General features: G+C 37.6%; 17 protein-coding genes and 1 tRNA gene. 10 read left to right on the top strand and 8 right to left on the bottom strand.

The genetic code is table 11. The features are described from left to right. Position 1 precedes the first annotated feature (1 nt). The gene (gene ahpC, locus MKY69_RS09830) at positions 2-562 is read right to left on the bottom strand and encodes an alkyl hydroperoxide reductase subunit C (RefSeq protein ID WP_003107831.1); all 561 of its coding nucleotides are present in this window, start codon (positions 560-562) and stop codon (positions 2-4) included. 288 nt (positions 563-850) lie between these two features. On the opposite strand from ahpC, the gene MKY69_RS09825 reads away from it, so the two are divergent. After that, positions 851-921: transfer RNA gene (locus tag MKY69_RS09825), tRNA-Cys, on the top strand. A gap of 64 nt (positions 922-985) precedes the next feature. After that, positions 986-2,230 carry a DNA/RNA non-specific endonuclease gene (locus tag MKY69_RS09820; protein ID WP_003108961.1) on the top strand — a complete coding sequence of 415 codons (1,245 nt, stop codon included), beginning with the start codon at positions 986-988 and terminating at the stop codon, positions 2,228-2,230. A 30-nt stretch (positions 2,231-2,260) separates the two neighbouring features. Here MKY69_RS09820 and MKY69_RS09815 read toward each other — a convergent pair whose 3' ends face one another. The 6 genes from MKY69_RS09815 to MKY69_RS09790 all read right to left on the bottom strand — a co-directional run bounded on the left by MKY69_RS09815 (position 2,261) and on the right by MKY69_RS09790 (position 7,803). After that, a complete protein-coding gene (locus MKY69_RS09815; protein ID WP_340791734.1) occupies positions 2,261-2,860 on the bottom strand; it encodes an alpha/beta hydrolase in 600 nt (199 codons plus the stop codon). A gap of 8 nt (positions 2,861-2,868) precedes the next feature. Further along, the gene (locus MKY69_RS09810; protein ID WP_003105801.1) at positions 2,869-3,477 is read right to left on the bottom strand and encodes a flavin reductase family protein; all 609 of its coding nucleotides are present in this window, start codon (positions 3,475-3,477) and stop codon (positions 2,869-2,871) included. A 17-nt stretch (positions 3,478-3,494) separates the two neighbouring features. Then, positions 3,495-4,385, bottom strand: a complete 891-nt coding sequence (locus MKY69_RS09805) for a VOC family protein (RefSeq protein WP_340791731.1) — start codon at positions 4,383-4,385, stop codon at positions 3,495-3,497. 11 nt (positions 4,386-4,396) lie between these two features. Beyond that, a complete protein-coding gene (locus MKY69_RS09800; RefSeq protein ID WP_003107825.1) occupies positions 4,397-5,356 on the bottom strand; it encodes a VOC family protein in 960 nt (319 codons plus the stop codon). A 103-nt stretch (positions 5,357-5,459) separates the two neighbouring features. Next, entirely contained in the window at positions 5,460-7,532 is a 2,073-nt protein-coding gene (locus MKY69_RS09795) for a cation:proton antiporter (protein ID WP_340791728.1), read from the bottom strand. A gap of 1 nt (position 7,533) precedes the next feature. Then, positions 7,534-7,803 carry a hypothetical protein gene (locus MKY69_RS09790; RefSeq protein WP_076752005.1) on the bottom strand — a complete coding sequence of 90 codons (270 nt, stop codon included), beginning with the start codon at positions 7,801-7,803 and terminating at the stop codon, positions 7,534-7,536. Positions 7,804-8,131: 328 nt separating this feature from the next. Here MKY69_RS09790 and MKY69_RS09785 point away from each other — a divergent pair, with 328 nt between their 5' ends. The 7 genes from MKY69_RS09785 to MKY69_RS09755 all read left to right on the top strand — a co-directional run bounded on the left by MKY69_RS09785 (position 8,132) and on the right by MKY69_RS09755 (position 16,034). After that, a complete protein-coding gene (locus tag MKY69_RS09785) occupies positions 8,132-8,332 on the top strand; it encodes a cold-shock protein (RefSeq protein WP_003104168.1) in 201 nt (66 codons plus the stop codon). Positions 8,333-8,509: 177 nt separating this feature from the next. After that, the gene (locus MKY69_RS09780; RefSeq protein WP_003103836.1) at positions 8,510-8,977 is read left to right on the top strand and encodes a CtsR family transcriptional regulator; all 468 of its coding nucleotides are present in this window, start codon (positions 8,510-8,512) and stop codon (positions 8,975-8,977) included. Then, on the top strand, positions 8,970-11,414 hold the full coding sequence (locus MKY69_RS09775; RefSeq protein ID WP_003102418.1) for an ATP-dependent Clp protease ATP-binding subunit: 2,445 nt from the start codon (positions 8,970-8,972) through the stop codon (positions 11,412-11,414). Before MKY69_RS09780 ends, MKY69_RS09775 begins: the two co-directional genes overlap by 8 nt. A 194-nt stretch (positions 11,415-11,608) precedes the next feature. Continuing rightward, on the top strand, positions 11,609-11,893 hold the full coding sequence (groES, locus tag MKY69_RS09770; RefSeq protein ID WP_003105909.1) for a co-chaperone GroES: 285 nt from the start codon (positions 11,609-11,611) through the stop codon (positions 11,891-11,893). Positions 11,894-11,930: 37 nt separating this feature from the next. Then, complete coding sequence (gene groL, locus MKY69_RS09765) at positions 11,931-13,559, top strand: chaperonin GroEL (protein WP_003107822.1); 1,629 nt, start codon at positions 11,931-11,933, stop codon at positions 13,557-13,559. 149 nt (positions 13,560-13,708) lie between these two features. Continuing rightward, positions 13,709-14,203, top strand: coding sequence for a YSIRK-type signal peptide-containing protein (locus MKY69_RS09760; protein ID WP_003107821.1), 495 nt, complete (start codon positions 13,709-13,711; stop codon positions 14,201-14,203). Beyond that, positions 14,160-16,034, top strand: a complete 1,875-nt coding sequence (locus MKY69_RS09755; RefSeq protein WP_311981911.1) for a G5 domain-containing protein — start codon at positions 14,160-14,162, stop codon at positions 16,032-16,034. Before MKY69_RS09760 ends, MKY69_RS09755 begins: the two co-directional genes overlap by 44 nt. 134 nt (positions 16,035-16,168) lie before the next feature. On the opposite strand, the gene MKY69_RS09750 is transcribed toward MKY69_RS09755, so the two are convergent. Continuing rightward, entirely contained in the window at positions 16,169-17,659 is a 1,491-nt protein-coding gene (locus tag MKY69_RS09750) for a C69 family dipeptidase (protein WP_311981910.1), read from the bottom strand. A 204-nt stretch (positions 17,660-17,863) separates the two neighbouring features. On the opposite strand from MKY69_RS09750, the gene MKY69_RS09745 reads away from it, so the two are divergent. After that, positions 17,864-19,501 (top strand): zinc ribbon domain-containing protein, encoded by a 1,638-nt coding sequence (locus MKY69_RS09745; protein WP_045406888.1) that lies wholly within the window; start codon positions 17,864-17,866, stop codon positions 19,499-19,501. The last annotated feature ends 17 nt before the right edge of the window (positions 19,502-19,518 follow it).

Raw genomic sequence — 19,518 nt, 5'->3', positions numbered from 1 at the left:
ACTAAATTTTACCAACTAAATCTAGACTTGGAGTTAATGTTTCAGATCCTTCTTTCCACTTAGCGGGACATACTTCACCTGGATGTTGACGAATATATTGAGCAGCATGGATTTTGTCAATTAGAGTGCTTGCATCACGTCCGATACCATCGGCATTGATTTCCATCATTTGGATGATGCCATCTGGATCAATGATAAATGTTCCACGTTGAGCTAAGCCGTCTTCTGATAAGACCTCGAAAGCTTCTGAAATTTTATGTGAAGGGTCACCAATCATTGTATACTCAATTTTTCCAACAACTTCAGAGTCATCATGCCATGCTTTATGGACAAAGTGAGTATCTGTAGAAACTGAGTAGACTTCAACACCTAATGATTTAAGAGATGCATATTGATCTTGTAAGTCACCAAGTTCAGTTGGACAAACAAAAGAGAAATCTGCAGGGTAGAAACAGAAAATTGCCCATTTCCCTTTAATATCCTCACTAGTAACAGTGATAAACTCGCCATTATGATATGCGTCCGCTGAAAATTCAAGAATTTCTTTTCCGACTAAAGACATTTACAAGTCCTCCTTCTTTTTTATACTTGTATTATAGGCAAAGAAATAATAAAAGTCTATTGAAAAAAGCTAGTAAAACAGGGCAATTATCAGAAAATTCTATTGGTATGAGATTGTTCTTAAATTAGAAATAATTTAAATAGCACTGTTGCAATATTTAGAATGATTCTAATTGTTAAAAATATTGGACTAGGTTAGAAAAAAATTCCAAAAGTTTTTTTGATCCTATATTGAAGTTAAATTTATCTTGACCTTTACTGGAATTTAGGGTAAAATTATTACTGTTGTGGCGGTATAGCCAAGTGGTAAGGCACGGCTCTGCAAAAGCTTGATCGTCGGTTCAAATCCGTCTACCGCCTTCATCCAAGCATCCGTCGGGATGCTTTTTTTTATTTTTTCTATTATTTATTAGGAAGTTAGATTATGAAAAGAAAATCAGGGAGATCACAGTTAGGACTTGGGAAAATTATTCTTTGGGTTTTTTTATTGTCTCTTTTAGTTGTACTATTACCTTTTCTAGGGGCGATTGGCCTAGCCGCAAGTACCTATTTTGCGCTGTTTCAAAAAAATTGGAAGCGAGCAGGCGCTGTCTTGGTAGCAGCTTTGTGCTGCTTTGCTCTGACAGGATTAGTGTCAAACTCTCAAACAACTTCAGGCAAGAATAAGGATTGGAATCAGTCAAACCTAGTTTCTAGTAGTAGTAAGCCTGAAAGTAGCTCTACTGATTCTACTAGCACTGCCACTAGTTCTAGTCAGCTAAATACTAGTTCGTCTTCTATAAATAAAGAAGAAAGTCAAATCAGCGCGAGTCAATTCCAAAGTAATGGCCTTTTAGAATTTACAAAGAAAAAACAGCTTTATTTAGCTCCATTGGATCGCTTGGGCCGTGCAACTTTGGGGCACATTCAGTTACGGGATGCTGATGAGCCGGTGAATAAACGTAAGAACCGCATTTCTTATAATCCAGTTGGCTGGCATAACTTTAAATTTCCATTTGGTGATGGAACTAAGGAAGCTTGGTTAATGAATCGTGGGCACTTAGTGGGTTATCAATTCAGTGGCTTAGAAGAGGATGGTAAGAATCTCGTACCAATGACTGCTTGGCTCAATTCGGGGAATTATGCGGGCATGGATTCTGGCAATGAGGATGGGATTCTCTATTATGAAAATCTTCTTGACAGCTGGTTAGCTAATCACCCTAATTATTGGTTAGACTACCAGGTTAAGGCTATTTATCAAGGAGATGAATTAATTCCGCGTCAAGTTGAGTTGCAGTATGTTGGGATTGATCAGGAGGGCCAGCTTTTACAAATTTCTTTAGGTGGCGACAAAGAGTCAGTGGATGCTTACGGCATTACAAAAGTAGTTTTAGAAAATCAGTCTCCGAATGCAACCATTAATTATGTTGATGGGAAGGCCCAAGGCCTAGTCGCAAAAGCTCAAGAGGTCGAAAATCAAACTGTTCCAGCTCAGCCTTCATCTAGTTTGGAAGCACAAGCACCAGCTCAAGATCCAAATCGAATTGTCTATGTAGCTAGCCATGGGACTTCAGATGCTTATTGGTATTATAAAGAAAGCATGCCGTCAACAACTAAACTTGAAAATGTTGTTGAGATGAAAGAAGCAGATGCTATCAGCTTAGGCAAACATCATTCCTTAAATGAATAAAAAAGTCTGGACCCCTAAGTCCAGACTTTTTTATAGTTTGTTTAGCCATTCTTTGGCAGCTTGCAAACTGGCTTGCGTGATTTGGTGACTGCGAACCCAAAAACTAATGATTTTAGCTTGTCTTTCTTCAAAAAGATCGACTACATGTTGGCTGTCTGCTAGTGAAACAATAGGGTCATCTTGACCCATTGAAATGAAGACTTGTGTTTTTTTAACATAGGGCGTGCTATGTCTGGGCTCCAGTGGATACATGGGAGCCATCAGGATAGCTTGTCTAAAAGGACTATCTTCTTGCAATAATAAATTAATTGCCATATTTGCACCATTTGAGAAGCCGACGAGGACTAGGTTATCTAGTTTAAAATCCTTTTCTTGGCTTTTGGTGATAATGTATTCTGTTAGGCTTTGCCCTCGCATCTCAAGGTCATCCAGATCAAACTGTCCTTCCGCTTTTCGTTTAAAAAAGCGCAGAGCACCATTCTCCGAAACATCGCCCCGCAGGGAGAGGACCGTAGCATTAGGATTGAGGTAGTTGGCAACTGGTAATAGATCTTTTTCGTCACCACCTGTTCCATGCAAGAGCACTAAGGTGGGTTGATTTGGTTGTCCAGATTTGAAGAGTGATTTCAAAATTCCTCCTAGGGTCGTGGGATGGTCAGGGTTTGACCAAGCTTGGCATAGTCATTTCCGGCTAAACGGCTGATAGGATCGAGTTGATCAGCTAAGACGTGGGTTTTCTGATATAAGGCATCTTCTAAATGATAAGCTTGAACCGACAGTAGTAGGAGGTCCGCTATAATCTGCTCATCCGCCCCTTTGATTGGAACGTGTTGGTAAAGCTTAGTCTCAAAACGAATAGCTGACTCTTTAACCCCAGGCGTTCTAATTGTCGAGGAGTCAATCATGGTCATGCCAGTTAGATTAAGTTCACTTTCATTATGCGCCAGCTCTTTTGCAGCCTGATTGACAGCTTCTAAATTATGACTGGACACACTATGAATAACAGCTTCGCCACGCTCAAGTATATTGATAGTGGTATCTTTGGGTTGACCATTTTTGCGTTGAATGCTGACGGATAAGATAGCTGGATCATAAGAGACAATGTTATAAAAGCTAAAAGGAGCCAAATTAACAATCCCCTCAGCAGAGAGAGTTGATAAAAAGGCAATTGGCCGAGGAATGACACTACCAATCAAAATCTTATATTGATCTTTGGCTGATAATTGAGATGCTTCAATAGAAATCATAAGGATCCTTTCTAAGTTTATAAATCAAGTGGCTCCAAATTCTGAATCAGTTGCTGGCGCTTCTGCTCAAGTCTAGATGGCAGTTGTAAGTTTTGACCCAAAGAATCGACAGCCTCATCAACTGTCAAACCTGGAACTTTTGTGGCGAATTCAAAGATTACCTTACCAGGTTCTCTTAAGTAAATGGATTGGAAATATTTGCGGTCACGGATAACAGTGACATTGAAACCTTGGTCGGTTAGTTGCGTTTGTTTTGCTTTCAGCTCTTCTAAATCATTGACCAGCCAAGCAATATGGTGAACGGTTCCTGGTCCCATTTCTCCTCGTTGATAATTAACCTTGGGAATAATGATTTCCCGTTCAGAATCACTTTTAAAGGTGAATGATATTGTTAAACCGTCTTCAAAAGCAGGTGCAAGCCCCAAGTTTTTTTGGAGAAATTCTTGACTAGCTTTATAGTTAGATGAGAGTAAATAGGAACCGTGGAGTCCGGTGATTGATGGATTCTGACTCTTGTCGCTTGTTGCTACTAGGGCTATATCTAGGTTATCAAGGTCACTAAAGAACAAGGCAGGCTTCGTTCCCCATTGGCTTTCTTGGAAAGCAATGTTAGCCTTCTTCAATTTTTGACGCCAAAAATCTAATGCATTTTTGGGAACACTGAGAGCAATACGTCCGACTTGTCCACTACCGATTTGACCAGCTTTGCTATTTCCTAAAGGGAAAAAAGTTAGCAAACCTTGGTGGTTATGGGGGCTACTGTAATAGAGGTGGTAGTGGCTAGGGTCGTCAAAATTGACGGTCTGTTTGACCAGTTTTAGGCCGAGCAAGTCTCTGTAAAAGTGGATGTTTTCGTTAACGTCGCCAACCATGGCACTAATATGGTGAATTGATGTGATTGTGGGCATCCTTTGCCTACTTAGGATCTTTTAGTATCAAAGGGTCTAATGGCCGCTTCAATAAAATGACGTTTTGGTTCTAAAAATGGCGGAAGTGATAAGGCTTCGCCTAAAGTTTCATAGGGTTCATCTGTCATGAAGCCTGGTCCATCAGTAGAAAGCTCAAGTAATATATGACCAATTCGCGAATAGAGGGCTTGGAAATAGAAGCGATCAACTAGTCCTGAGCTCATGATACCCAAGGCATTATATTTTTCGGCCCAATGTTTGATAGCTTCTTGGTCAGCAAGTCGGAAGGCCACGTGATGGACCAAACCATAACCTTGCATTTCTTGTTGGTCACTTTCCTTGTGACGTAAGATAACTTGCCCGCCATGTCCACCTTGGGCAACTTCTAAGATAGCGTAATCTGATTCACCTTCCAGGATACGCATTCCATAGACTTGGATTAAATAGTTTTTGAAGTCATCAAAGTAAGAAACCGTGATTTCAATTGGTCCTAAGCCGTAGATTGCTTTATCCGAAGGTACGGGACCATTCTTCCAAGGTTGACCAGCAGGAACTCCCGAATTGTGTTGATCAGAAACTAATTGATAGCGTTGGCCATCTTCTTCTTCAAATGGGAGAGCTTTATGACCAAATAGGTCGATGATACCATCATGTTTGACTCCAAACTGGTTAAAACGATTTAAGTAATAATCTAGTGCTGCGTCATTTGGCACTCGAAGTCCAATCCGGGTAATTCCGTTTGTACCACGGACGCCCTTTGGATTATTGGGAAAATCAAAGAAAGTCATATCTGTCCCAGCTGAACCCATGTCGTCTGCGAAGAATGTATGATAAGTATGAATATCATCCTGATTAACAGTCTTTTTGACCAGACGCATTCCTAAAATTTCCGTCACAAAACGATAATTTGCTTCAGCACTATTGGTCATCGCCGTAACATGATGGATGCCAAGTAAGTTTGTTTGAGTCATATATTACCTCCTAATATAACAAATCTTTTTTCTACCTATATATTATCACTAATTAGTAATAAAACAAAAGATTTGCTCATCAAAAAAAAGAAGTAACTTCAAGTTACTTCAATTGGTGTCGATAATTTATGATATCGTAGACAAAGTTTGGTGAATTATCACGCAGAGAATAGCTTTCTAATTCATTAACTTCATCACGAAGTTGTTGTGCTTCTCTAGCTGTGATATGACCAGCAACTTCAAATTCATGAATCGTTTGTCGTTCCAGATAGTAACCATGAATCCGTTCACCGCTAGAATCTGGGATAAAGTTAGCAATCACCCGCTCAACAAAAAGTCCAGACTTCATCAATTCAGCATTTTGAATCCTTTGATTCTGTAAAAAATTAACTAATGACGAATTGTAAAAGCCTTCTAAGTCTTCCAGTGATTCGAGGATTAATTCTGTATTAGCTAAATATAAATCCGTCAAATGGTCCCGATTTTCTTCAGATAAACGGATTCTAGCTTTTTGTAAACTGGTCAAACTCGATTTCAAGTCGCTACCGACAGACCACATCTCATGAATGACATGTCGAATAACACGGAGCAAAATGGTAAAGGAATAATTAAAACTTGAGATAAAACTTCGGTTAACTTGACGTTCCATTGATTTTATGTAGGTTTGATAAATCCGATACTCAAAAATTGTAGTATCTTTGTGGCGAAAGGCGTGTTCTAGTCCTTCATTTTCAATAGCAAGCATCAGCAGTTGTAACTCAGCTAATTCCTCCTTGACATTATTTGGCTCTTGTTCCAAGATTAGATTCTCAATCCGACGGTTATAGGCATCTAAGACATAGTATAATCCAGCTTGATTTGCTTGAGCTTTTTGTCCTTCTGTCTCTAATTTTTTGACAACTGACGTTAAAATATCAATCTTAGTTAAATAGTTCTCTGTCGACCGAGCAACAGGCGCTAAGCGGGGTAGAACCAGTAAGCCAATCAAAAAACTAAGCAATGTAATTGCACCGACTGTAAACAAAGTCAATGAATTTTTGTAAGTATCAATCTGCGGAATTAAAAGGATAATCGCTAAAGAAACACTCCCTTTAACTCCTGAAAAAGTCAGAAGATTAACAGTAGGTAAGTATTTTTTAAAAGCTTTGTGGTACTTACGACTTCTGAAAAAGAAGTAAATGATAATTGTTAGGTATCTTATAAGGAATAGCAAAGCTGTCAAAATAACCACGATAAAAAGTAGGTAGACATTGCTATAACTTGGACTAGCTAAAAGGGGCCCAGTAAATTGGGTTAGTTCGACGCCAAAAATAATGAAGACTAAACCATTTAGTATAAAATTAATGGTTTCCCAGATAATATTTGTGACGCGGTCAACTTGCGCATCAAAGAGGGTAACTTTTTTAATCCGATTTGCTTGCATCACACCGGCTACAACGACGGCAATGATACCTGAGACATGAAGCATGTGTGCAATGAAGTAAACGACAAATGGGAGAGTTAATTCTAACAGAAGCGCACCAGTCACGTCTGCTGCATCAAATTTTTCAAGCACCGACAGAAAGATTCTGTTGAGTAGAGCAAAGATTAAACCAATAACAATTCCACCCAAAATTGAAAAAAGTAGATTTAAGCCTGCATCGGCTAGGGAAAAATAGCCTGTGACCAAGGCTGTTAGTGCAAACTGAAAAGCAACAAGTGCACTAGCATCATTCAACAAACCCTCAGAAGTTAAGGTGTTTTTTATCCGATTGGGGAATTTGAAGCGTTTGGCCAAGGATAGGAAGGCTACGGCATCGGTTGGCGCTAGGGCCGCTCCCATGGCAAAACAGAGGGCTAATGGTAATTCGACCGGAAGTAAGGTTTTGATACCATAACCCATAACAATTGTGCTAATCATGACAGCAGGTAAGATTAAATAGAGAACTAAACCTCTTGAACGGATAAAGCTTTTGACATCACTTTCCTGACCTTCTCGAAAGTTAAGGGGGGCAATGACAAAGGCTAAGAAGATTTCTGGATCAATGATTAAATGGTGACCTTTATTAAAAATGCCAAACAGGATTCCGAAAAAGAGCTGAATGGCAGGTAGGGGGATTTGTGGAAAAATCCGATTAATCACATTTGATAAAATGAGCGAAAGGAGGAAGGTAATGACCAGTATTGGAATTGACATATTAAGGGGTGTCCTGACCTTGTTTAGAGTTACTTTCTTTGCGGAATTCTTCTTTTAACAAAGCAATCTTTTGATCAATTAATGAAATATCCTCATGCTCAATCAGTTTGTGACAACGCTCTTTTTCTAAGCCAATCAATTTTTTCTTGATTTTCTTAGCTTTTTTAAGATCTTTGCAAGTGAAATCTCCGCAGTCAGCTGTTTCCATTTTATCGTAAAGGTATTTTTGACGCATTTCTTGAACAAGACTAATAATATTTGACTCTGTCAATATTTGTACTCCCTAGAAACAATCTTCTGTTCCTTATAACTATAATATATTTTAGATAATAACTTGTTTTTAAAATAAAACAAATTTAATCTCTTTATGACACATTTTAGCCTAGAAAATAAATTAACTCAAGAAAAAACTCTAGCAAAATAAAAAAGCGTTTTCTATTCACTTTATTTTAAAAGCGCTTTTAATGTTTTTTCTTGACTTTACTATAACAGTTTGATATACTTGACTAGTAAATTAGTTTGTGAGTTAGTATATGTGTTCCACATCATCGTTTCTCTCTATTTTTACACAAGAATTTATGGAAAGGAAGTAGATGATTATGGCACAAGGTACAGTTAAATGGTTTAACGCTGAAAAAGGTTTCGGTTTTATTTCAACTGAAAACGGGCAAGATGTCTTCGCACATTTTTCAGCTATCCAATCTAATGGTTTCAAATCTTTAGATGAAGGACAAAAAGTGGAATTTGATGTTGAAGAAGGTCAACGTGGCCCTCAAGCAGTAAACATCGTTAAATTGTAATTTACAATTAAACATGCATAAATGATGAGTACCTTCTGGTGCTCATTTTTTTGTTTAATATAGTCAGATATTTCCATTTGCTTTTAAGGATAGCAATTTGTTATAATTAAAGTCAGTTTTAGTCAAATAGGGAAACAACCTTGTGAATGAGTAAGTATTAATTAAGGGAGTGAGATTATGCCAAGTAAAAACACATCGGATAGTATTGAAGAGTATATCAAAGAACTTCTGGAGCAATCTGGGATTGCAGAAATTAAACGGTCTTTATTAGCTGACTCTTTTCAGGTTGTACCTAGTCAGATAAATTATGTCATCAAAACGCGCTTTACTGAAAGTCGTGGTTATGAAGTAGAGAGCAAACGCGGTGGCGGCGGTTATATTCGTATTGCCAAGGTGCATTTTTCAGATAAGCACCAATTAATTGGTTCCATGAATGCAATGCTTGGTGAACGCGTTAGCCAACAAGTGTTTACAGATTCGATTCAAATGCTTTTTGATGAAAATCTTATTACTGAGCGAGAAGGAAACATTGTTCTTGCTATGGCGACGGACGATGTATTAGGTGAAGATGCTCCAAGCATCCGTGCAAAGATGCTATATCGTTTGTTACGTCGTATTGATAGAAAGGGAAGCATTAATGATTGATTACTCAATAAAGATGCAAGAGATATTTAAACAGGCCCAGTACCAAGCAGCTCGCTTTGGCAGTTCGCATTTGGAGACCTGGCATATTCTCTTAGCAATGGTGAAAGAAGAAGGTTCCCTAGCAGGATTAGTTTTTAGTGAATTTAATAATAAAATTTCAGAAGAAGAATATGAAGCAGCTGCAATTTTGGCCGTGGGAAAAAGTCCTCAAGATGATATTAAAGAAGTACATTTCTTAGGTCAGTCCAAGACTTTAACCAATATTCTTAAGTTTTCTGAAATGATAAGTTTGGTTACAAATGCTTCTGAAGTAGGTTCAGAGCATGTTCTTTTTGCAATTTTGTTAAATCCAGATATTATGGCTGCCCGACTCTTAGAGATGGCTGGCTTCAAAATTAAGGATGATGGACAAGGACAACCAAAGCTTGCTGATCTCAGAAAAGCTATTGAAATACAGGCGGCATATAGTAAAGAAACAATTAAAGCTATTCATGAGTTACGAAAACCTAAAAAAGCCAAAGGTGCTGGATCTTTTTCTGACATGATGAAGCCGGCTAGTACAGCTGGAGACTTGTCAGATTTCACCAGAGACCTAACGGAAATGGCCAACCAAGGACTATTAGAACCAGTTATCGGCAGAGATAAAGAAATCACACGGATGATTCAGGTTCTCAGTCGTAAAACCAAGAACAATCCTGTACTAGTTGGAGATGCTGGTGTTGGTAAGACAGCCTTAGCTTATGGACTAGCTCAACGGATTGCCAATGGATCAATTCCTTATGAATTGCAAGATATGCGGGTCTTGGAATTAGATATGATGAGTGTTGTTGCGGGTACACGTTTCCGTGGGGACTTCGAAGAAAGAATGAATCAAATCATCGACGATATTGAGACGGATGGTCAGATTATTCTTTTTGTTGATGAACTACATACAATCATGGGTTCTGGTAGTGGGATTGACAGTACTTTAGATGCAGCAAATATTTTAAAACCTGCTTTATCACGTGGAACGCTCCATATGGTAGGTGCGACAACACAAGAAGAGTATCAAAAACATATTGAAAAAGATGCAGCTTTATCTCGTCGTTTTGCGAAAGTGCTTATCGAAGAACCAAATTTGGAAGATGCTTATCAAATTTTGTTAGGACTAAAAGGATCTTATGAACGTTTCCATAATGTTTCAATTTCAGACCAAGCTGTCAAGACGGCTGTTAAGGTAGCTCATCGCTATTTAACCAGTAAAAATCTTCCTGATTCAGCCATTGACTTATTAGATGAAGCAAGTGCAACGGTTCAAGGGTTAGTCAAAAAAGAAAAAGCTTCCATCTTAACACCAATTGATCAAGCAATTCTAGAGAAGGATTTCAAAACAGTTTCAAAACTATTGAAAGCTCAAGTTAATAACAAATCTGCAAAGCCTACACTAGTGACTGAAGATAATATCATGTCTACACTAAGCAAGTTATCAGGAATTCCTGTTGAAAAACTAACCCAAGCAGATAGCAAAAAATATCTTAACTTGGAAAAAGAATTGCATAAGCGTGTGATTGGTCAAGAAGATGCTGTATCAGCAATATCACGGGCAATTCGTCGCAATCAGTCAGGAATTAGAACAGGCAGACGACCTATTGGTTCATTCATGTTCTTAGGGCCAACGGGAGTTGGTAAAACAGAATTAGCAAAAGCTTTAGCAGAAGTTCTCTTTGATGATGAGTCAGCACTAATTCGATTCGATATGTCCGAGTATATGGAAAAATTTGCAGCTAGTCGATTAAATGGGGCACCTCCAGGCTATGTCGGCTATGAAGAAGGTGGCGAACTGACAGAAAAGGTTAGAAATAAACCTTATTCTGTTCTACTATTTGATGAAGTTGAAAAAGCCCATCCGGATATCTTTAATGTCCTATTGCAAGTTCTAGATGATGGGATGTTAACAGACAGTCGCGGGCGTCGCGTTGATTTCTCAAACACCATTATTATTATGACTAGTAACTTGGGCGCGACGGCCTTACGTGATGATAAAACAGTTGGTTTTGGTGCCAAAGATATTTCTCAAGACCACCAAGCCATGGAAAAACGAATTTTGGAAGAATTGAAGAAATCCTACAGACCAGAATTCATTAACAGGATAGATGAGAAGGTAGTCTTCCATAGCCTCAGTCAAGAGGATATGAAAGAAGTAGTGATGATTATGGTTAAACCATTAGTTACTAATTTGGCGGAAAAAGGCGTTAGTCTGAAAATTCAACCATCGGCCCTCAACTATCTCTCAGAGGAAGGCTATGATGTGGAGATGGGGGCAAGACCACTCCGAAGAACGATACAAACGCATATTGAAGATAAACTGTCAGAATTGATTCTTTCTGGCGACTTATCTAGTGGACACCAGTTGAAAATAGGAATGTCCCATGGCAAATTAAAATTTGACATAGAATAAATAAAAGGCTGAGGATGACACTCAGTCTTTTTGTCTAGTTGGAAAAACCAAAATATTTAAACTATTGAAATTTTTGCTTTATAACTAAGTATTTTTTTCTTGACTATTTTTGACCAAGTGATAAAATAATAGAGTAAGTTAGCACTATCTATACGAGAGTGCTAAATTTCTAGTAATTAATAGGAGGCATACACATGATAAAACCTTTAGGTGACCGCGTGGTCGTGAAATTTGAAGAAGAAAAAGAACAAACTGTTGGCGGCTTTGTTCTTGCTGGAGCTCATAAAGAATCAACTAAAAAAGCTACGGTTCTTGCTGTTAGTGAGACAGGATTGCGAACCATTACAGGTGATTTAGTTCCTCCAGTTGTCAAAGTTGGTGACAAAGTTTTAGTTGAGAATCCTGGTTTGGATGTTATCCTCGATGAGGAGACTGTAACTGTTATTCGTGAATCAGATATTTTAGCCATTATTGACTAATATACAGTATAGATAAGGATAAGAAAGAAGGATAATTATGTCAAAAGATATTAAATTCTCAGCAGATGCGCGTGCAGCAATGGTCAGAGGTGTCGATATTTTAGCTGACACTGTCAAAGTTACATTAGGCCCTAAAGGTCGTAATGTAGTTCTTGAGAAGGCATTTGGATCACCATTGATCACTAATGATGGTGTTACAATTGCTAAAGAAATTGAGTTAGAAGATCATTTTGAAAATATGGGAGCAAAACTGGTGTCAGAAGTTGCTTCAAAAACCAATGATATTGCTGGTGATGGAACAACAACTGCAACTGTATTGACTCAAGCAATTGTTCGTGAAGGACTAAAGAATGTTACTGCAGGTGCCAATCCAATTGGTATTCGACGTGGGATTGAATTAGCTGCAGCGACAGCTGTCGAAGAACTAAAAGTAATTGCCCAACCAGTTACAGGAAAAGAAGCCATTGCGCAAGTTGCGGCTGTTTCTTCACGTTCAGAAAAAGTTGGAGAGTACATTTCCGAAGCCATGGAACGTGTTGGCAATGATGGTGTCATCACTATTGAAGAATCACGTGGAATGGAAACTGAGCTAGAAGTAGTTGAAGGAATGCAGTTTGACCGTGGTTACCTTTCTCAATACATGGTAACAGATAACGAAAAAATGGTTGCTGACTTAGAAAATCCATTTATTTTGATCACTGATAAAAAAGTATCAAACATTCAAGAAATTCTTCCACTCTTAGAAGAAGTCTTAAAAACAAACCGCCCATTATTGATTATTGCTGATGATGTTGATGGTGAAGCCTTACCAACATTAGTTTTAAATAAAATTCGCGGAACATTTAATGTTGTTGCCGTTAAAGCACCAGGATTTGGCGACCGTCGTAAGGCTATGTTAGAGGATATTGCCATTCTAACAGGTGGAACTGTGATTACTGAAGATCTTGGTTTAGAGCTTAAGGATGCGACAATAGCAGCGCTAGGCCAAGCAGCTAAAATCTCTGTGGATAAAGATTCAACAGTTATTGTTGAAGGTTCTGGCGGTGCGGATGCTATTGCCAATCGTGTTGGCCTAATTAAATCCCAATTAGAAACAACAACGTCTGAGTTCGACCGTGAGAAATTGCAAGAACGTCTAGCTAAGTTAGCGGGTGGTGTGGCAGTTATCAAGGTTGGTGCTGCGACAGAAACTGAGTTGAAAGAAATGAAGCTCCGCATTGAAGATGCTTTGAATGCTACTCGTGCTGCTGTTGAAGAAGGGATCGTAGCTGGTGGAGGAACTGCCTTTATTTCAGTGATTGAGAAAGTGCAAGCTCTAGAACTTGAAGGTGATAATGCGACTGGTCGTAACATTGTCCTTCGTGCCCTTGAAGAACCAGTTCGTCAAATTGCTTATAATGCAGGTTATGAGGGGTCAGTTGTCATTGATCGTTTGAAAAACAGTCCTAAAGGAACTGGTTTCAATGCTGCCAATGGTGAATGGGTTGATATGATTGAGACAGGAATTATTGATCCAGTTAAAGTAACACGTTCTGCATTACAAAATGCAGCATCAGTGGCCAGTCTTATTCTTACTACTGAAGCAGTTGTAGCTACTAAACCAGAGCCAGCTGGGCCAGCTATGCCAGGTGGAATGGACCCTAATATGATGGGTGGAATGATGTAGTATCTAATAAGAATTTATTACTATAATAAAAGAAGTTGCACAATGCGACTTCTTTTTAATTTTATTTTTAAATTATTTTGTAAAGGGTAGTGGTATGTGCTACAATCAAAGTGAATAAATAGAAAAATTAAAAATGGAGAGAGACCGCCATGTTTAGGGATAAAAAACAAATTTTTAGCATTAGAAAAACGCTTCTTGGAGTAGGAAGTGTTTTATTAGGTGTTATGCTAACAACACAAGTGATAGCCGCTGAGGAAACTGTTGCAGACGTTACTGTAGCAACCACCCCATCCCTCGTCGCTGAGGCGCCTGCAATAACCACTAAAGTAGTTGAGAAAGCTGCAACAACTACCCTAACAGATACTTCGGCAGCTACAACACTTAGTCCAGATGTTACAGCTGCTGCAGTTGGTGATTCAGTTGTTACAGAAACGGTCATTGCTAGTCCTATTCGTTATGTATCTGATGATACTCAGCCTGTAGGTTACCAAGCAGTACAGACTCAAGGAACTGATGGAAAATTGATTACAACTACAGTAAATGGCGTGTCTACAGTCCAACGGATTGAGCCTACAGAAAACTGTTATTGTGATGGGGATAATGCCAACAACAACGACAGAGGTGATTGCACCAGCTATAACTGAATATAGTATTGATGTCACAAAACCAGTTGGCACCGATGTAATTATTCCTGGCCAAGATGGGACTAAAACAACTACAACAACTAATATTATTCAAACAGAAACAACAGCTCCAGCCAGCCAGGCTGTCTATGATGATAGTTATAAATGGATAGACCAACCTTTCTATCATGTTGATACAACTCAGACATTACCAAGTGATCGGATTGTTGTTGATACATTGTTTGTGGATAGACCTCCGTTGACAGCTGATTATAGTACAACTGAATCAACTGTTCGTGAACTTGCTCAATACAGTGAGAACTATATATATGAGTATCTAACAGTAACCAATCCTGATGGAACAACTACACAAACAAGATATATTAGAACAATCACGGCTGAAATGTTAGACCCAACAGATACACAATTACGTAGTTTGCTTGGTTTGACAGATGATGCGGCATTCTATTCACGTTTGTTGACAACAGCTCAAGAAGATATGTGGACAGCATCTGCACAAGACTATGGTATAGAAATGGTACCAGAAGATTTATCAACATCGACAGATGACTTTTTGAGATATGATAACAGTAATATTATAAATGATGCCTTTTATGCTGATATCAAGGCAGATTATCAACGTGCCATACTAGCTGAACAAGAGTTAGAAGCACTTGGTTCATGGACAACTCAACAGCAGACAGATATGAATATGATTACTGACCAGTTCAATTCATTAACACGTCGCTATAATAATTATAAAGGCAGTATTTCTACGTCAATTGATTACAGTAATACGACAATGATGTCTGATACACAAAAAGCTGATTTTGAAGCCAGAATTCATGCTCTCCCTGAGGAGTTACAGCGTATCATTGCTGACTTGGTAATTTATGACAATGAAATTCCAGGTATGGGTACGGGAACCTTAGGTTTAGCAAATTCAGCTGCCCAATCAATTGCTTTGAAATATGAGGCAAGCAATACTAGTTTGATGGAAACTGTTCTCCATGAAATGACTCATATTATCGACTTCAAGAGTGGTTTATATGTTGAGACAAGTGATAGAAATACTGATGGTACTCTTGACACTGTTCCGGCCTTATCTGATACACAAGAATTTTTAGATATCTACCATACCTATTTTGATCGTAGTGATGTTTGGCCTTACTATAGAGATAATAGTTCTGAAGCGTTTGCTGAAGGATTAAGTCAGTATATTATGCACCGTCTATTTGGTTCACCATATGCTACTTATGTTCCAAATCCATATACTGGTGATGCATATGATCCAGGTAATGGGACAGGCTATAGTCCATTTGCAGCTACTGAATTCTACTTTGCTAGTCTCTTTAATAAATTAGTTGGTGTTGATAAAGTAACAGCAATTGCTTACCAAACAGAGTATCGTGATAATCCAACTTTACTAAAAGGTACACAAGTTGTTGTGACTCCTGGTGAAGATGGTCAAACTACTCAGCCTGTTCAATCTTATGATTTCATCCAAGATGGAGCAAATAGCCATTTTACTAATGTTCAATATGGTAATCCTGTAATTATTGATGCTCAAAATAGAATGATTGAAGAAGGAACTTATGTTGCTCCCGAAACACCAGATGAAAATCCAGCAGAGCCTTCAAAACCAGAAGCTAAACCTCAACCTGTGGTTGTGAAAGATACTAAGAAGGAAATTCTAACAGTTGCAACTCCAAAAGAGAAAACTCCTGTTAAAGAAGCGCAGCTTCCAACAACCGGAGACAAAGCTTCTAGTTTCTCTGCAATTGTTTCATGTTCAATTCTCTTGGTTACCGGCTTAGCTTTATCAAAAAAATTAAAAAAAGATAGAAACTAAAAGTTTAAGCTAACTTTAAGTCAGTCTGCCTATAATTAGGTTATCTCTATTTCTTCTTGCATTACCAAGGAGAAAAATTTCATAACCTCCTTAAAAGCCCTTAAGAATTCTTAAGGGCTTTTATTGTTTATTTTTTATTTGACTTTATGTTTTTTTTGAACTTGTTTTTTCATTTTGCTTTCAATTTCTTTTAGACGTTTGAATGTTTTTTCAGCACGGTCCATTGAAGATTGGTCTGCTTTTTCTTGAGCGGCTGTTGGATCAGATTGCTGTAAATCACTAACTTCTTTGTTAATTTGATCTTGTTCAGTCATCCAAGTTTTTTCTAATTCCTTCATTTCATCAACAACTGATGTGCCGAATTTTTTAGGATATTTAGCAGCCATATCATTGATGTGTGAAATTGTCCAATACCAAGAATCTTTATTGTATTTAGTGCTAGTTTCCTGATATGCTTCATAAGTTTTAGTGATATTTCCTAAGTATGGAAGATATGGTGCATTTCTTGGGCTACCAATTGATAACCACATAACACCACCACCTAGTTCTGCTGGAATACCATCTTTAAGTTGGAAAACATGTGCTTCCATAACGTTTGGATTTGAAATTGGATAAGCATAGCCTTTGACAGCCTCTTTAGATTTAGGTTTTCCTTTGCCATCAAGTTCCATTTGATCTAAAGGTTTCAATTCTAAACCTTCAAAACGGTTACGTTGAAGTTTAATGGCATCTTCTAATGTGAATTTTTTATCAGTACTTTGAAGTAATTCAAAATTATCATCTTTGTAGGTTACTTTAGAATCTGGGTCGAGAGATTTAATACCTGAGAAGGTACGTGATCTGTTTGCATCATCCATTGGTGGATTGTATGATTGAGAGATATGGAATTGACCATCAACTTCTTTATAAGTTTTAGCTTCTTTAGCAAGCTTTTCAACATCAGCTGAAGCAATGACATTTTCTTTATCAGTTAAATCAACATGACCTAGATAGAAAGTGTTAGGGAATACTGCGAATTTATCGTCTGGGAATTTCATCGCTACATATTGGTGGCCAGATAAAATTTCCATGTACCAGATACCGTCTTTATCAGCGATAGTTACGATATTACCTTCGGCAGAGCCTTCTTCATCAACAATCTTAGCAATTAATTCAATACCTTCTTTAGCGGTTTTTACGCTTGGTAAAATCACACTTGGCATTGACGATTCTGCAATTCCGTCTTCAACATATGGGTCTTTCTTTTGAATCTTTTTATTTGCTGATGCGGATACAGTAGCTGACATAGATACACCGAATTCATTCATACCAGCTTCATCATATACACCATATTTTGGAGTAACATCAGGGACAGCAGTGTATTTATAAGAATGACTTGGTAATGGGTATTCAAATCCATTGGACTTATCTTTCCATATATCACCATCTTTATTATCTTTTGCTTCTCTAACAACAAAAGTTTTATTATGATTTGGTTCTAAATCCTCCGTACGACCATAGAGTGTACTGCCGTCTGTGGTTAAATCTTTACCAATGATGAAACCAGTACAGGCATCTACTGAACTTTGCAAAGTGAATGCTGTTAATAATGCTACAGCTCCTAAAGTTATTTTTCTCGTGTTCATCATAAACCTCCAAATAAAATATGTGAGCGCTTCCATAGTTATTATAGTACACTTTAGTTTATTTTTCAATAGGCTTCTTAAATTATTTCATTTTGTAAATTATCTAAATTTTAAAACCTATTTTTATTATTTACCTCACATTTTCCACAGTTCCGATGATTAAATTTTGATATAATAATAATGAAAAAGGTGAGGTGATTAGATATGAGCAATATGTTTAAGAAAAAATGGGTTAAGGTAACTTCAGCAATTTTAGTAACCTTAATGCTTGTACTAGTGGCTGTTGGTGCTTATTTTACTTCAAAATCTGCAGTGATTCATAATTACGTATCAGCAAGAAGTAATAAGCAAGGGGCAGCTTTTGAAAATATCAAAGAATATCTAGTTTGGGCAGATACCAATAAAAAAGTAACCAATGACCAAGCACAATATGCTAACTTCGAAAAGTTTGATCGTAATGAGCTAAAAAGTCAGGAAAATAAGTTAAAAAATGCGACAGCTGAGGATGATTATTATGTCAAGTCGGTCGGCCGTAAATTTCTCATTTTCCCAGATTATCGGATTGCCATAAGACCTATTCAATTAGAAATAAAAACAAATGTTCCATCGGTAGATATTATGCTGAATAAGAAGTTGGTAACGACATCTAATTCAGAAAACTTTTCAGCTAAATTGGAACGTATTCCAGTCTCTAATTATGTAGCTAGTTTGGATGGGCAATATAAAAATCGTTTAATAAAAGTGAGTAAAACCTATGATGGTTCTTCAAAACTCATTGATTTAACGGTAGTCTTTAAAAATTTCTCTGTAACAAGTAATTCAAAAGAGGGTGAATTGTTTGTCAACGAGAGCCCAATTGGTATGCTTAAAGATGGTTCCTATGATGTCAAAGATTATCCGATGACAGAAATAGCAGATGTTTATTTAAAAAAATCATTTGCTGATGGGGATGTTACTTCAAAAAAAGTTAAACTATCAGACATAAAAGAGAATGATAAGGTCGCACTAGACTTTGAAAATCAGTTGGATCAAGCTAAGGCAGGACAATATTTAATATCTGTTTTTGACCAATTGATGATTTATAATTCTAACAGACAAGACCCTGCTAATTTAGAAACTATATTTGAAGGCGGAGCTAATAATGATTTTTATAAAGGGTTGAAAGAAAGTATCAAATCAAAAATGGAAACCGATAAACGTCTGGCTTCCAGCTTTGCAATTCCCAATATCGTCCTTAATGGGTTAGCGCAAGTAGGTAAAGAATCCTTTTTAGTTGATTTTGCTGCTACGTATGACTATACCTATAATAAGGAAACGGATAAGGAAAAAGGTTCTTCTGGTCATATCCTACAGGAGCTAACTGGAGAACTTGTCTTAAAGAAATCTGGAAATGGGTATGTTGTTAGCCAAAAAGGAGCTAAAAACATAAGTGTAACTAGTGAGAAGAACCAAATTAAGGAACCTGCCTTATTGCCAGATGGCGTAGTTGGTACTTGGAAAGGTGAAAAAGATGATATCACCTATACTTTAACAATTGCTCAAGATGGCACAGTTACACGTAAAGTTGATTTTAAAGATCCGAAGAAACCAGATGAAAATAAGGTTGCCAAAATTACCAATTCTGAGGATAAATCAAATGGCAATTATCATCTAACTTTCGCAACTCCAACTGACGGTGGTATTATGGTAATTGGCGGCGGTATTGGAGGAGCAGGTATCCAGTATACTTATGGTTTCAATCTCTCAGGAGACAGTTTGACACCAGTTGTATGGCAAACGGCTATGAATTCTGAATTTGATTTCAGTAAACCACTTCCAGGATTAACCTTGAAGAAACAATAAAAAGTTAGGATTTATTC

Origin of the sequence: Streptococcus sp. FSL R7-0212, assembly GCF_038007985.1 — a bacterium.
In the GTDB taxonomy this organism is placed as follows: domain Bacteria; phylum Bacillota; class Bacilli; order Lactobacillales; family Streptococcaceae; genus Streptococcus; species Streptococcus parauberis.
The sequence above is the reverse complement of the archived record's forward strand: the minus strand, read 5'-3'. Positions and strand labels throughout refer to the sequence as shown.

Bases quoted from the DNA above. Each gene is read 5' to 3' on its own strand.
- groL (WP_003107822.1), top strand. From the start codon at position 11,931: ATGTCAAAAGATATTAAATTCTCAGCAGATGCGCGTGCAGCAATGGTC.
- MKY69_RS09810 (WP_003105801.1), bottom strand. From the start codon at position 3,477: ATGATTTCTATTGAAGCATCTCAATTATCAGCCAAAGATCAATATAAG.
- groES (WP_003105909.1), top strand. From the start codon at position 11,609: ATGATAAAACCTTTAGGTGACCGCGTGGTCGTGAAATTTGAAGAAGAA.
- MKY69_RS09785 (WP_003104168.1), top strand. From the start codon at position 8,132: ATGGCACAAGGTACAGTTAAATGGTTTAACGCTGAAAAAGGTTTCGGT.
- MKY69_RS09800 (WP_003107825.1), bottom strand. From the start codon at position 5,356: ATGACTCAAACAAACTTACTTGGCATCCATCATGTTACGGCGATGACC.
- MKY69_RS09775 (WP_003102418.1), top strand. From the start codon at position 8,970: ATGATTGATTACTCAATAAAGATGCAAGAGATATTTAAACAGGCCCAG.
- ahpC (WP_003107831.1), bottom strand. From the start codon at position 562: ATGTCTTTAGTCGGAAAAGAAATTCTTGAATTTTCAGCGGACGCATAT.
- MKY69_RS09745 (WP_045406888.1), top strand. From the start codon at position 17,864: ATGAGCAATATGTTTAAGAAAAAATGGGTTAAGGTAACTTCAGCAATT.
- MKY69_RS09750 (WP_311981910.1), bottom strand. From the start codon at position 17,659: ATGAACACGAGAAAAATAACTTTAGGAGCTGTAGCATTATTAACAGCA.
- MKY69_RS09805 (WP_340791731.1), bottom strand. From the start codon at position 4,385: ATGCCCACAATCACATCAATTCACCATATTAGTGCCATGGTTGGCGAC.
- MKY69_RS09820 (WP_003108961.1), top strand. From the start codon at position 986: ATGAAAAGAAAATCAGGGAGATCACAGTTAGGACTTGGGAAAATTATT.
- MKY69_RS09755 (WP_311981911.1), top strand. From the start codon at position 14,160: ATGCCAACAACAACGACAGAGGTGATTGCACCAGCTATAACTGAATAT.
- MKY69_RS09780 (WP_003103836.1), top strand. From the start codon at position 8,510: ATGCCAAGTAAAAACACATCGGATAGTATTGAAGAGTATATCAAAGAA.
- MKY69_RS09760 (WP_003107821.1), top strand. From the start codon at position 13,709: ATGTTTAGGGATAAAAAACAAATTTTTAGCATTAGAAAAACGCTTCTT.
- MKY69_RS09795 (WP_340791728.1), bottom strand. From the start codon at position 7,532: ATGTCAATTCCAATACTGGTCATTACCTTCCTCCTTTCGCTCATTTTA.